Source organism: Hyunsoonleella jejuensis (assembly GCF_900111025.1).
GTDB classification, from domain to species: domain Bacteria; phylum Bacteroidota; class Bacteroidia; order Flavobacteriales; family Flavobacteriaceae; genus Jejuia; species Jejuia jejuensis.
Genome location: NZ_FOFN01000001.1, coordinates 643,906 through 658,726, shown reverse-complemented (window position 1 = coordinate 658,726; position 14,821 = coordinate 643,906). Strand labels below are relative to the sequence as shown.

Here is a 14,821-nt window from a genome sequence, read left to right as displayed (position 1 = left end):
CACCATCCTGAACTTGTTTCAGGATCTCAATATAAATTTTCTTAAACTAACTATATGCTGTCATTCAGAAGGAGGAACGACTGAAGAATCTGTTAAATTAAAACGTCGAGATTCTTTTTAAAATTCTTCGCTTCGCTCTGAATGACATTTACTTTTTCAATAATTCATCAACAACCTTAGGAAAATACTCCATTTCCAATTCATGAATTTTAGCTGCTACATCTTCAGCAGTATCATTAGCAGCTACATTGCATTTCGCCTGAAAAATTACAGCACCCTCATCATAATTTTCATTTACATAATGTATAGTAATACCAGTTTCAGTTTCATTATTGGCAACCACCGCTTCGTGCACATGCATGCCATACATACCCTTCCCCCCGTATTTGGGCAATAGCGCAGGATGCACATTTATCACTTTGTCAGGGAACGCATCTAAAATAAACTCAGGGAATTTCCATAGAAAACCCGCCAAAACAATCAAATCAGGTTTTGATGCTTTTAAAATATTTAAAACATCTTCACTTCTAGAAAACGCTATTCTATTGAAAGACAGCGCACTAACTTTTAATCTTTTGGCCCGATCTAAGACTTTGGCACGGGGATTGTTAGATAATACTTGAATAACAGACGCATTATCGCTGTTGTGAAAAAACTTAATTAAATTTTCAGCATTACTTCCACTTCCGGACGCAAAAATTACAATACGTTTCATTTTACAGACTATAGTGTTAAGATTATTCGAACAAAACAGAATAAATATTAACAATTAGAAGGTAAAAGTAAATACTTGAATGTAATTTTTTGTAAATTACAGACACATTTTTTTAGTAATACTGTGTATTAAAATAAAGTTTTTTATTTTTGCCAACTAATTAAACCTTTAAAATTAAAAGATTATGTCAGACATTGCATCAAGAGTAAAAGCTATTATCGTAGATAAGTTAGGTGTAGACGAAAACGAAGTAGTTGCGGAAGCTAGCTTCACAAACGATTTGGGAGCAGACTCTTTAGACACTGTGGAATTAATAATGGAATTTGAAAAAGAATTCGATATCCAAATACCAGACGATCAAGCAGAAAATATTGCTACTGTAGGTCAAGCTATTTCTTACATAGAAGAAGCAAAATAAGCAATACATTTTTATGGAAATAAAGCGCGTTGTAGTTACAGGACTAGGAGCTTTAACACCTATTGGCAATACCAAAGATGAATATTGGGATGGCTTAATTAGTGGAAAAAGTGGTGCTGCGCCTATTACATATTATGATACCGAGAAGTTTAAAACAAAGTTCGCCTGCGAACTAAAAAACTTCAATGCAACTGATTTTCTGGATAGAAAAGAAGCTCGTAAAATGGATAAGTTTGCACAGTATGCAATGGTAGCCTCAGACGAGGCAATTGCAGACTCAAAACTTAACGTTGATGAGCTAAACAAATTGCGGGTAGGAGTAATATGGGGAGCAGGAATTGGGGGCCTTGAAACGTTTCAGCAAGAAGTTTTAAACTTTGCTGCAGGTGATGGTACGCCAAGATTTAACCCGTTCTTTATTCCAAAAATGATTGCAGATATAGCACCTGCAAACATCTCCATAAAATATGGTTTTATGGGGCCTAATTACACAACGGTTTCAGCATGTGCGTCTTCAGCAAATGCTATGTTCGATGCTTTAAACATGATACGTTTAGGACATTGTGATATAGTAGTAACTGGGGGAAGTGAAGCTGCTGTAACTATTGCCGGTATGGGTGGTTTTAATGCAATGCATGCCCTTTCTACTAGAAATGAAAGTCCAGAAACAGCTTCTCGCCCATTTGACGGCACTAGAGATGGTTTTGTTTTAGGAGAAGGTGCTGGTGCACTTATTCTAGAGGAGTATGAGCATGCCAAGGCTAGAGGCGCAAAAATATATGCGGAAGTAGCTGGTGGTGGTTTATCATCAGATGCTTACCATATGACGGCGCCACATCCAGAAGGTGTTGGCGTAGTTGAAGTTATGAAAAACTGTTTAGAAAACGCAGGTTTAAATCCTGAAGATGTAGATCATATAAACACACATGGTACTTCAACACCATTAGGCGACGTGGCAGAGTTAAAAGCAATTTCTAAAGTTTTTGGAGATCATGCTAAAAACATAAATATTAATTCTACAAAATCTATGACAGGGCATCTTTTAGGTGCTGCTGGTGCCATTGAGGCTATAGCAAGTATTTTGGCTATAGAGCATGGCATAGTTCCGCCAACTATTAATCATACAACGGTTGATGAAAACATAGACCCAGAATTAAATTTAACGTTAAACAAAGCTCAAAAAAGAGATGTTAAAGTTGCAATGAGTAATACCTTTGGATTTGGTGGACATAACGCCTGTGTATTATTCAAGAAAATAGATTAAATCCCGAATGAGTGTCATTCGTAACATATTAAATTCCCGTTCCAAACGAAACGGGAATTTTTTTATACAGCTACAAAATATCTTAGGGTATAAACCTAAAAATATTTCTATTTTTAGAAAAGCGTTTACACACCGCTCCATGAACATAAAAGATAGCAAAGGTAATGCTATTAACTACGAAAGATTGGAGTTTCTGGGAGACGCTATGTTAAGCGCCGTAATTGCATCACATTTATTCCAAGAAGTACCAAGCGGTGATGAGGGCTACCTTACCAAAATGCGCTCTAAAGTAGTAAGTAGGGAACACCTAAATGAACTTGGTAAAGAACTCAATCTTATAGATTTAGTAGAAAGCAAAATACCCGCAGGACAGTTTGGAGACAACATTCATGGTAATTTGTTTGAAGCCTTGGTGGGTGCTATTTTTTTAGATAAAGGCTACAAATATTGCGAAAGATTCATTTACAAACGTGTAATTACCCCTCATGTAGATATTGAGCAGCTAGAAGGCAAAGTAATAAGCTACAAGAGCCTTTTAATAGAATGGTGCCAAAAGGAAAAAAAGATTTTTGGTTACAATGTTTATGAAGATACAGGCAATGATGATGTGAGACATTTTTCAGTAAAATTGTCTATAGATGATAAAATTGTTGCCAAAGCAAGGGCCACTTCAAAGAAAAAAGCAGAAGAGAAAGCATCAAAACGTGCTTTTTTTGCGTTTCAAAATAAAATATCTAAAATGATTTAGGTTTTAAAACACTTCAACTACAACGTTTGCGTTGAGTTTTGGCGTTAAGAAATCATAAATCCATTGACTTCTAAATGTTTTTAATACTATATTTACACGCTAATAAGTCAGGTTATGGCAGTACATAAACTTATTCTTGATGATGTTTTTGAGGATGTGTCCTGTACTTTAATTGCCATTCATTGTGCCATTGAAGATTACAGATTAGCTTATCTTTTAAATAAAGCTTTAGATATTGTCTTAATAAGAAAACCCCAAGATTTAGACTTTAATAAGGGAAATACTACCTATTCTGTTTTTGAATATGAAGATGAACAGAATTTAATACATTGGAATTTAGTATCTAATATTTGTAAAATAGAAACTGATTCTCAATTACAACAACAATCATTATTCAATGCACATCATAAAGTAATTAAGTCCTATAATTTGATTCCAGAGTATGGTAAGGTAAACTACTTTTTAAAAATTGATAGTGAGTTTAATAATAGTAAAGAAAAAAAAATAATAAATAACCTTCTTAAGATACCGCAGATAGCGATGGCGTACAATGTTGATATAAGTTCGCTGAAATCTAAGGAGCATTTAATTTTTAATTAATGGGATTAAGAAAAAAAACCAAAATAGTAGCAACATTAGGGCCAGCAACCAGTACAAAGGAAATTCTTAAAGGTATGATGGAAGAAGGCGCTAACGTATTTAGAATTAATTTCTCTCACGCCGACTACGAAGATGTAAAGAAACGTATTACTATGATACGCGAACTAAATGATGAGTTTGGTTTTAATGCCGCAATTTTAGCAGATTTACAAGGCCCCAAATTGCGTGTGGGTGTAATGAAGGAAGAAGTTGAGGTAAAACCTGGTGATGAAATTATTTTTGAAACTGGAGAACGCTTTGAAGGCACAAAAGAGCGTGTTTACATGACCTATGATAGGTTTCCACAAGACGCAAAACCAGGAGAACGCATCCTTTTAGATGATGGGAAATTAATTTTTGAAGTAGTCTCTACAGATAAAAAAACACAGGTAAAGGCCAAAGTGATTCAAGGTGGACCTTTGAAATCTAAAAAAGGTGTTAATCTTCCAAATACTGATATTTCACAACCCGCACTAACCGAAAAGGATATAGAAGATGCCATTTTTGCAATAAAACAAGATGTAGATTGGATAGCTTTATCTTTTGTACGTCATGCAGAAGACTTAATGCAGTTGCGTGACTTAATCAAAGAACATAGTGACTACAAAATTCCAATTGTAGCAAAAATAGAAAAACCAGAAGCCGTTGAAAATATAGACAAAATTGTAACCCAATGTGATGGTATAATGGTAGCTCGTGGCGATTTAGGTGTTGAAGTGCCTGCGCAAGAGGTTCCTCTAATACAAAAGCAACTGGTTTTAAGAGCAAAAAAAGCTAGAATTCCAGTAATTATTGCCACACAAATGATGGAAACTATGATTTCTAGCTTAACACCAACTAGAGCAGAAGTTAATGACGTGGCCAATTCTGTTATGGATGGAGCAGATGCAGTGATGCTATCTGGTGAAACGTCGGTAGGGAGCTATCCTGTTGAGGTTATTAAGCAAATGAGCGATATTTTAAAAAGTGTAGAAGATTCTCCGCTTATTAAAGTACCCGAAATGCCGCCGCATATTCGCACTAATCGCTACATTACAAAATCTATTTGTTATCATGCGGCTGTTATGGCAAACGAAATAGATGCAAAAGCTATTTCAACATTAACCAATAGTGGGTACACCGCATTTCAAATTTCGGCTTGGAGACCATCGTGTCATATTCTAGTGTTTACTTCAAACAAGCGTATTTTAACACGTTTAAGTTTGCTGTGGGGTGTTCACGCCTTTTATTATGATAAGTTTGTAAGTACCGACGAAACTATAGAAGATGTAAATGCTATAGCCTGTAAAATGGGGTATTTAGATGTTGGCGATATGCTTATCAGTTTAGCTGCGATGCCTATTCAAGACAAGGGTATGGTAAATACTTTAAGGGTTACTGAAATTGAGACCTGTAGTTTTTAAGCTATAAAATTATTTAGTCATTACTATGAGTGTCGTGCCTTCTCTTATAAACAAAAACCTGCTTTAAAGCAGGTTTTTGTTTATAAAACATTCTATCTTTATCCTAAGGTGTTTGTTCGATATACGTGTTATTTAATTACTACTGTGCCGTCGGTGTAGCCTCAGGAACGCTCAATGGTTTTCCCATATACACAAGTTTGTAGCCATCTTCCATTTTTTCAATCTTTTTATTGTGTGAAGATATAATTTCTAACACTCCTTTTTTATCTTTTATCAATAGCGGTACTATGTCAATATCGTTATTGGTCAAATCAATCAGTTCCTCAAAATGCTCTCTGCTTTTTATTTCTGTTTCGTGTATTTTTGGATACTTTCTGGCTACTTCGGTTAAGTTGTTAAAATCATCTGTTTGGGAAAACAACCCTTCATCCGGGTTATTTTCTACATCATCTATTTCATCAGAAGTAAGCAATCGGTAATAACCACTCTCACCAAATTGTTCTCTAAATCTATTAATGGCATAAGAGTTAATGTCTTTACTTCCTGTTAGAGCCAAAAGAAAACCTACATCATTTAATTCGATATTATTATTTAATTCTTCAGAATATATATCGGCATTTATAGCTTCAAGACCTTGTTCTTGTGCTAATTGTACGTTAGATTGATTACTGTCAATTAACACCACATGCCTGCCATTATTTTCCAGATATTCTCCAACCAGTCTTGAAAAATGAGACGCCCCAACTATTAATATTCCCTCCGATCTTTTTAAGAAAACGCCAACTACTTTTGCAAATAACCGTGCGGTTGTAGCGTTTAATAAAACAGTGCCTAACACAATCATAAACACCAAAGGCGTGATATATTCTGCTCCTTCTACACCTTGCCTTATTAGCTTACCGCCAAAAAGCGAAGCGATACCAGCAGCAACGATACCTCTAGGGCCTACCCAACTAATAAATAGCTTTTCGTTAAAGTGTAATTTCGAGCCATGAGTGCTTGTAAAAACAGCTAACGGTCTTATTACAAATACTACTAAAGCAAATAATAATGCCGTTTTCCATGTATAAAGTAGTTCTAAATCTTTAAAGTCAATATTTGCCGCTAGTAGAATGAATAATATTGAAATAAGCAATACGCTTAGCGACTCTTTAAAATAAAGCAGTTCTTTAATGTTCTCCAACTTTCCATTAGCCAAGACCATACCCATAACAACAACAGCTAGTAAACCAGATTCATGGGCAAAAATTTCAGACTCTACAAACACCAATAGAACCGTTGATAAAGACACTACATTTAACAAGTAATGGGGTATAAATTTTTTGTTTACAGCAAAAGCTAAAGCGTGTGCGAATGTAAACCCAAATGTAGTACCAAATAATAAAATTTTACCAAACTCAATAAGTGCGGTTTTGGTAAAACCACTATCACCTCCAACACTAATAAATTCAAAGACTAAAACCGCTACTAATGCACCAATCGGATCTATTAATATACCTTCCCATTTTAGAACGGTAGAGATATCCTTTTTAAGCGGAATATTTCGTAAAATAGGTGTTATAACCGTGGGGCCCGTAACTATAATTAAGCCAGAAAATAATAATGACAGCTCCCAATTCAAATCAAAGATAAAGTAAGCCAATGCTCCTGCTCCAAAAAATGTAATTGCTGAGCCTACAGTAATAAGTTTAGTTATCACGGGGCCTACAGTTCGTATTTCAGACCGTTTAAGGGTTAGCCCTCCCTCAAATAATATGATACTAATAGCCAAAGACACAAAATAATAAAGCCCTTCTCCAGGGAATAATCCTTTTTTGCCATTCCAAATAGGTTCTATCCACTTGCTGCCGTCTTCACTTAAATATTCTGCCGCGATAGGGCCAACTAACAATCCTATTAAAATTAATGGTAAAATAGCTGGAATTTTAAATTTCCACGCAACCCATTGCGCCAAAATACCAAGAATAATAATTCCCGAAAGTTCTAACATAAATTATGTTTTCTTTTTTAGAATCACTAAAATAAAGAAAATGATAAGATTTATTCAGATTATAATTTTTTTTGTTGAATTTATAGCCTGCAATTCTAATATTTTAAAAAATGCTATCTTTCCGTTTCATACTAAAATAAAACTAACTTGTCTTTAAAACCATTCAGTAGTATTGGTATTGGTGTCGCCTTTTCTCCAAACCTAAAGGCTAATCTTTTTGAGGCGGCTAGATTAGCAGTATTTTTCCAATCTAAATTAGTTTTAATTCATGTAGGTAACCCATCTGAAATAAAGACAAAAAAGCTTACATCGTTTTTAAAAACGTTTGAAACAGATAATTTAGACTATGAAATTGTTTTTAAAACAGGAGAGCCTGTAGATGTTATTTTATCAGTTTCAAAGGATAAAAAAATAGACTTATTAGTTTTAGGTGCTGCAAAAAGAGAGCGCTTTGTAACATATTACATGGGCTCTATTGCCCGAAAAATAACTAGAAAAGTTAAGTGCTCTATACTGCTTTTAATAAAGCCATCGGTTGAACGAATACCATGTGAACACATTGTTGTAAACGGAATTAAAGACCCAAAAACAGAGCAAACCATTACTACCGCTTTTTATGTTGCAAAACATCTCATGTCCGAAAAAATAACCATTGTAGAAGAAATAAGGGAAGAGTATGTTGCTGTTAAAGTGGATGATGATAAATCTTTAAGACGCGCCAATATTGCTAAAGAACGTATTAAGTTAAGAGAAAATCAACGAATTAAGGAGATTGTTAGCCATATTCCTGAAGATTATACCAAGAATAAAATTATTAAACTACAGCCTATTTTTGGAAAACAAGGATACTCCATTGGGCACTACGCACAAATATCTAGGGCAGACTTACTAGTTATGAATGCCCCAAGCAAGATGACGTTTTGGGACCGCTTATTTCCACACGATATTGAGCATATTTTAACTGAATTACCAACCGATGTTCTAATTTTACAGTGAGTCCGAAAAAAAATAATATAGCTGATTTTTTTAAGACATTACCGAAAAACATCTTTTCTGGTTTTGTAGTAAGTCTTATCGCTTTACCATTGGGTTTAGGTTTGGCTATGGCTAGTGATGCTCCTCCAATTGCAGGAATTATTGCAGCTATTGTTGGTGGTGTTGTGGTGTCTATTCTTGGAGGAAGTCATGTAACAATAGTAGGTCCTGGCAATGGCTTAGTTGGGGTGCTATTAGTTGCCATAACCACTTTGGGAATTGAAAGTGCTTATGCTGCGATTATTTGCTCAGGTATACTAATCATTCTTCTAGGATTTTTTAGAATGGGAAAACTAGCTAACTTTTTCCCGTCATCTGCAATTCAAGGTATGCTCGCTGCTATAGGGCTTATTATTCTTGGGAAACAGTTTCATATAATGTTGGCGCATAAAATAAAGCGTGAGGATACATTAGATTACCTTTTTGAAATTCCATTTACAATCAACGATGCTATTCATTATGAAAACAAAGGCTTTATTTTTGCTGCTTTGGCCGGGGTTATCAGTTTAGCAATTATGCTATTCTATTCCAAAATTCGCAATAAATATTTACAGCTTGTTCCTGCACCAATGTGGATTGTTATTCTATCCATAGCCTTCAGTTATTATTTTGAAATTGTACTGCATGAGGAAAATCCTATTGACAAAGCCTATATGATTTCTGGAATACCAAGTATTCAGCAAATTATTGCAGATATGCATCTGCCTAATTTTACAAAAGTTGGAAGTTTCTCTTTTTGGGGCAGTGTATTAGCAATAACCTTAATTGCTAGTATTGAATCACTTTTAAGCATAAAAGCGGTTGATAAATTAGATTCTAGAAAAAGACGGTCTAACGTAAATCGAGATTTAAAGGCTTTGGGGCTAGCCACTATTGGAAGTGGGTTTTTGGGCGGCTTAAACGTTGTTACAGTAATAGCCCGAAGTTCGGTGAATGTAAATAACGGTGCAAGTAACCGTTCATCAAACTTTTTTCATGCAATGTTTTTGGTGTTTTTTATAGTACTATTTAGCACGCAACTTACACGTATTCCCTTACCAGCATTAATGGCAATTTTGGTGTTTACAGGGTATAAATTAGCATCACCAGATGTTATCAAAAATATTGGTCGCATTGGAAAAGAACAACTCATTATTTTCTTCGTAACACTCTTAGTTACGCTTAAAATTGGCCTCATAACAGGTATTATTTCTGGGGTTTTAATTACACTTATTATTCATGTTATAATAAATAAAACAGCATCTTTATTTATTAGAAACGTACTAAAACCAAATGTTCTAATGTATCAAGAAGCAGGACAGGAAGATTTTTATGTAAGTGTTAAGCACTTTTGTAGCTTTTTAAATTTTTACAAACTGAAAGATAAGCTCGATGCTATTCCAGAAGACCATGATGTTATCGTAGATTTTTCATTGTGCAGTTTTGTAGATCACACCGTAATGGAAAATATTCATGATTACCAAGAATTGTTTAAAAAACGTGGAGGCCATTTTGATGTTATAGGTCTTGATATGCATGATACCGATTCTGAACATCCATTTGCTTTAAGACGATTATTACCTGTTCCAAAAATTATTCAAAACAACCTAACAAGACGGCAAACAAGCATGGAGTCGTTAGCCGAAAATTACCAATTAATTTATATTCCTGAAAAAATAAAGGATGTTGAGCTTCTTTATGATTTTCATTTTTTTAATACCAAAACTATTAATCATATATACAATAGGCTAACCCATGGAAATGGAACTATTTCTTTATTTGATATAGAGTTTTCCGAAGGTGAGTTTATAGCCAAAGAAGTTGTACGCTCAACAATGCTTCATATTGAATTGGATAAAGAAATCCCAGAATTCACCCTAGACCGCGAGGGTTTCTTAGAAAAAGTATATGCCTTTGCAGGCTTTAAGGATATCCCTATTCAAAATCATTCAGACTTTTCAGATCGTTTTTATTTGTTGGGAGATAATGACGCAGCCATCACAGAGTTTTTTAATAGTGATATTACTCAGTTTTTTGAAAGCAACCCATATTATCATGTAGAATCTAACGGAAAGGCATTATTAGTTTTTAGGAAAGAACGATTGGCAAGTGTAAAAGAGGTTAAAGCTCTTTTTGATTTTGGCAAGCGTTTGCAACAGGTTATTTCATAATAAACTCTTAACATTATATAAGATTTTGTGCATATTTTGTAAATTCGTTCGCTATGAATTTATACGCAATCAATTCAGGAAATTTTAAGTTAGATGGGGGCGCCATGTTTGGTGTTGTACCCAAAACCCTTTGGAGTAGAACCAATCCTGCCGATGAGAGAAACATGATTGATTTAAGTGCAAGGTGCTTACTTATCGAAGATGGTAATCGGTTAATTTTAATCGATACAGGCATGGGCAATAAACAATCCGAAAAGTTTTTTGGGTATTACTACATGTGGGGCAATGAGACTATTGATTCTTCACTAAAGAAACATGGCTTTCATCGAGATGATATTACCGATGTGTTTTTAACACACTTGCATTTTGATCATTGCGGGGGCGCCATTCAATGGAATAAGAACAGAACCGGTTACGAATCTGCTTTTAAAAATGCCCACTTTTGGAGTAATGCAGACCATTGGGATTGGGCAATTCATCCAAATGCACGTGAAAAAGCATCGTTTTTAAAAGAAAATATTTTACCGATGGAAGAAAGCGGGCGGTTAAAATTTACAGATATATCAAAAGATAGCTTGCTTAAAAACTCTGCTTTGGGCTTCGATATTTTTTTTGCAGATGGGCATACTGATAAACAAATGATTCCTATAATTCACTATAAAGGCAAAACCATTTGCTTTATGGCCGATTTACTACCAACCACTGGCCATTTACCTTTACCCTACGTTATGGGCTACGACATGAGACCGCTTCTTACTTTAAATGAAAAAGAGCAGTTTCTAAACATGGCTGCAGATAACGGGTATTATCTATTTTTAGAGCATGACGCTTACAACGAAATTATAACTGTAAAACATACCGAAAAAGGGGTGAGGTTAGAAAATATTTTTAAAGCAGAGGAGCTATTTAATTAAGAAAGGACTAATTCAAATATAACAATGAGAACAATTAAACATGTAACATTAGCATTAGCAATTTGCACCCTGTTTTTGGGATGCGGGAGTACTGGAGAAATACTATTAACCCCCGAAGCGAATATTGACGCCATTCCATTAAAGGTTTCAGATTTAACAGAAACTGAAAAACAAAACTGGGGACATCTAGATTTGTTGAAAGATACTATTCCGGGTATGAGCGTGGATAAGGCATATGCTGAAATAATCAAAAATAAAAAAGGAAAGAACGTTATAGTCGCTGTTATAGATTCTGGCATCGACATAGACCATGAAGATTTAGATGGTAATATTTGGACGAACAAAGATGAAAAACCTAGAAATGGGAAAGACGATGACAATAATGGTTATATTGATGATATACATGGTTGGAATTTTTTAGGAGATGGTTACAATGAACAGTTAGAGTATGTTAGAATTTTAGCGAGTGGAAACACCAGTAACCCAGACTACGCAGCAGCCAAGACTGAATATGAAAAAGAGTATGCTAAATGGACTCAACGTAAAACTCAGTATGACCAAATTTATCAGCAAGTAAAAGATGCGGATGATATTCTTGCAAAACACTTTGGTAAAAAAGATTACACCCAAAAAGAAGTTGGGGCTATAAAAACCGAAGACCAATCCTTAGGGCAAGCAAAACAGATTGCGCAATACATGTATAGCAATGATATCGATTCTATGGCTGATGCTTTAGAAGAGTTAAACGATGCCATTAAAAGTATTAACGAACGTTTGAATTACAACTTAAATAAAGATTTTAAGGGTAGATTAAATGGTGATGACCCTGAGGATATGAGTAATAAATTCTACGGTAATGGCAATGTAAAACCAGTTAAAAAAGATGAAAGCCATGGTACGCATGTGGCAGGCATAATTGCTGCAGAACGTAATAATGGAAAAGGCGCTAATGGGGTTGCAAATAATGTAGAGATAATGAGCATAAGGACTGTACCAAACGGTGATGAGTATGATAAGGATGTGGCTTTAGCAATTCGTTACGCGGTAGATAATGGAGCCTCAATAATTAACGGAAGTTTTGGTAAAAGTTTTTCACCGCATAGCGACTGGGTAAGAGATGCTATTTCCTACGCCGCTAAAAACGATGTTGTATTTGTGCATGCTGCAGGTAACGATAGTAAAAACGTAGATGTAGAACCAAACTATCCTGATGACAATATAAACGGACAAGAAATATCTGATACTTACATTAGGGTTGGCGCCCTTTCACCAAAATACGGTTCTGGCTTGTTGGCAAGTTTTTCGAACTACGGAAAAAATAATGTTGATGTATTTGCTCCAGGCGCCCAAGTATATTCTACAACGCCAGAAAACGAGTATGATACTAAGGGCGGTACGTCTATGGCTGCTCCTGCTGTAGCTGGTGTAGCAGCGTTACTTCGTTCATACTATCCTAAATTAACAGCGGCACAAGTAAAACAAATTATAATGGATTCTGGTTTAGAGATTAAAACAAAGGTTATTGTTGGTGGAAATACTGATGATATTCAACCATTTAAAAACATAGTGAAATCTGGTAAAATTGTGAATGCCTATAATGCCTTAATTATGGCATCAAAAATGGCAAACTAAAATTTATGATTGGAAGGTTGTTTAAAATATTGTTATTTAAACAACCTTCTTAATTCTATTGACTATGAAAAGAATACCTCTTTATATTATTGCCTTAACATTTTTCACTGCTTGTACAAGCTCTAAAAATATTGGCAATGCTCCAGTTATACCTCAACCTCCTGTGCCAAACACAACTTCCTCCTCTACATATTGGCAGCAGCATGTAGATTACAAAATGGAAATTGATATGGATGTAAATAACTATCAATACGAGGGTAAACAAGAATTGATATATACCAATAACTCACCAGACGTCTTAGAAAAGGTATTCTACCATTTATACTTTAATGCGTTTCAACCAGAAAGCGAGATGGATGTGCGTTCTAGAACTATAGCAGATCCTGATGGAAGAGTAAGAGATAGAATTAGTAAATTGAAACAGAACGAAATAGGTTATATCAAAGTAAAATCTTTAAAACAAAATGGAACACCCATTACATACGAAACTGTAGGTACTGTTTTAGAAGTTGATTTAGCAAAACCTATTCTACCAGGTGAAAAAGTAACGTTTAACATGGATTTTGATGCTCAGGTGCCTGTTCAAATTCGGCGTTCAGGCAGGAATAATAATGAAGGTGTTGCATTATCTATGGCGCAGTGGTATCCTAAATTGGCGGAATACGACTATGAAGGTTGGCATGCCGACCCTTATATAGGCAGAGAATTTCATGGTGTTTGGGGCGATTTTGATGTTAAACTTACCATTGACAAAAACTATATTGTTGGCGGAACGGGCTATTTACAAAACCCAAACGAAATAGGTCATGGTTATGAAACTGGAGAAGTAAAACGCCACAAAAGCGATAAATTAACATGGCATTTTGTTGCACCAAATGTTCATGATTTTACATGGGCAGCAGATCCTGAATATATCCATGATACTGCGCAAGTTCCTAATGGGCCAATGCTGCACTTCTTCTATAAAAGCACCATGCCTAAAGAAAAATTAAACAATTGGAAAAAATTGCAACCTAAAGCCGTAGAGTTAATGGAGTTTTACAGTGAAAATATAGGGCAATATCCCTACAAACAGTACTCCATAATACAAGGTGGAGATGGCGGTATGGAATACGGCATGTGCACACTTATAGCTGGCGAAGGTACTTTTAATGGGCTGTTTGGTGTTACCGCACATGAAATGGCGCATTCGTGGTTTCAGTTTTTGTTGGCTACCAACGAGCTAACTAACTATTGGATGGACGAAGGCTTTACGGAATACTTTGGTGAACTTGCAGAAAGTGAAATTTTCAATAAACCAATTGAACCGCAAACCCAGCGTGTTTATAATATTTACTACGCTTATGTAAACTCAGGAACAGAACAACCGCAAACAACACATGCAGATCGTTTTTATTTCAATCGTTCTTCCGCTATTTCTGCTTACTATAAGGGTTATGTGTTTTTAAATCAACTAGCTTATGTTATTGGAGAGGAACATCAAAAGGCCACAATAAAACAGTACTTTAAAGATTGGGCTTTTAAACATCCTACGCGAACCGATTTTATTAGAGTAGCAGAAAAAGTATCTGGTTTAGAATTAGATTGGTATTTGAACGACTGGACAAGAACTACAAATACGATTGATTATGCCGTAAAATCTGTTGAAGACAAGACTATTACTCTTGAGCGTATAGGTTTAATGCCAATGCCAATTGATGTGAGGGTTACTTATAAGGATGGATCCTCTGAAGATTTCTACATTCCTTTGCAAATGATGCGAGGTGAAAAACCAACATCTGCTACAATAATTAAAGATTGGGCCTGGGCTTATCCTACCTACACGTTCACAACTAAAGAGGAAATAAAAGGTGTACAAATAGACCCTAGTCGATTTATGGCGGACATTGACCAAACTAATAACAAGCTTTAAT

12 protein-coding genes are annotated in these 14,821 nt (G+C 35.2%); 10 read left to right on the top strand and 2 right to left on the bottom strand.

Annotated elements, in window-relative coordinates; genetic code table 11:
* Window positions 1-148: 148 nt before the first annotated feature.
* A complete protein-coding gene (gene purN, locus BMY39_RS02805) occupies window positions 149-715 on the bottom strand; it encodes a phosphoribosylglycinamide formyltransferase (RefSeq protein ID WP_092575071.1) in 567 nt (188 codons plus the stop codon).
* 184 nt (window positions 716-899) lie between these two features.
* Between purN and BMY39_RS02800 the strand changes: the two genes are divergently transcribed.
* From BMY39_RS02800 to pyk, 5 genes are all read left to right on the top strand, one after another.
* Window positions 900-1,133: an acyl carrier protein gene (locus BMY39_RS02800; RefSeq protein ID WP_009778413.1), complete on the top strand. Its 234-nt coding sequence runs from the start codon at window positions 900-902 to the stop codon at window positions 1,131-1,133.
* 13 nt (window positions 1,134-1,146) lie between these two features.
* Entirely contained in the window at window positions 1,147-2,397 is a 1,251-nt protein-coding gene (gene fabF, locus BMY39_RS02795; protein ID WP_092575070.1) for a beta-ketoacyl-ACP synthase II, read from the top strand.
* Between the two features lie 7 nt (window positions 2,398-2,404).
* Window positions 2,405-3,145 carry a ribonuclease III gene (gene rnc, locus BMY39_RS02790; RefSeq protein ID WP_092575066.1) on the top strand — a complete coding sequence of 247 codons (741 nt, stop codon included), beginning with the start codon at window positions 2,405-2,407 and terminating at the stop codon, window positions 3,143-3,145.
* 114 nt (window positions 3,146-3,259) lie between these two features.
* Window positions 3,260-3,745, top strand: a complete 486-nt coding sequence (locus tag BMY39_RS02785; protein ID WP_092575063.1) for an IPExxxVDY family protein — start codon at window positions 3,260-3,262, stop codon at window positions 3,743-3,745.
* Window positions 3,745-5,187: a pyruvate kinase gene (gene pyk / locus BMY39_RS02780; RefSeq protein WP_092575061.1), complete on the top strand. Its 1,443-nt coding sequence runs from the start codon at window positions 3,745-3,747 to the stop codon at window positions 5,185-5,187. The genes BMY39_RS02785 and pyk overlap by 1 nt, the downstream gene beginning before the upstream one ends.
* Window positions 5,188-5,326: 139 nt before the next feature.
* On the opposite strand, the gene BMY39_RS02775 is transcribed toward pyk, so the two are convergent.
* Window positions 5,327-7,177, bottom strand: coding sequence for a cation:proton antiporter (locus BMY39_RS02775; RefSeq protein WP_092575059.1), 1,851 nt, complete (start codon window positions 7,175-7,177; stop codon window positions 5,327-5,329).
* A gap of 147 nt (window positions 7,178-7,324) precedes the next feature.
* On the opposite strand from BMY39_RS02775, the gene BMY39_RS02770 reads away from it, so the two are divergent.
* The 5 genes from BMY39_RS02770 to BMY39_RS02750 all read left to right on the top strand — a co-directional run bounded on the left by BMY39_RS02770 (window position 7,325) and on the right by BMY39_RS02750 (window position 14,820).
* A complete protein-coding gene (locus tag BMY39_RS02770; RefSeq protein ID WP_092575057.1) occupies window positions 7,325-8,173 on the top strand; it encodes a universal stress protein in 849 nt (282 codons plus the stop codon).
* The gene (locus BMY39_RS02765; protein WP_092575055.1) at window positions 8,170-10,362 is read left to right on the top strand and encodes a SulP family inorganic anion transporter; all 2,193 of its coding nucleotides are present in this window, start codon (window positions 8,170-8,172) and stop codon (window positions 10,360-10,362) included. The genes BMY39_RS02770 and BMY39_RS02765 overlap by 4 nt, the downstream gene beginning before the upstream one ends.
* Window positions 10,363-10,415: 53 nt before the next feature.
* On the top strand, window positions 10,416-11,276 hold the full coding sequence (locus BMY39_RS02760; protein ID WP_092575053.1) for an MBL fold metallo-hydrolase: 861 nt from the start codon (window positions 10,416-10,418) through the stop codon (window positions 11,274-11,276).
* Window positions 11,277-11,300: 24 nt separating this feature from the next.
* Window positions 11,301-12,908: a S8 family peptidase gene (locus tag BMY39_RS02755; protein WP_092575051.1), complete on the top strand. Its 1,608-nt coding sequence runs from the start codon at window positions 11,301-11,303 to the stop codon at window positions 12,906-12,908.
* Window positions 12,909-12,972: 64 nt separating this feature from the next.
* Complete coding sequence (locus BMY39_RS02750) at window positions 12,973-14,820, top strand: M1 family metallopeptidase (protein WP_092575049.1); 1,848 nt, start codon at window positions 12,973-12,975, stop codon at window positions 14,818-14,820.
* Window position 14,821: the final 1 nt, after the last annotated feature.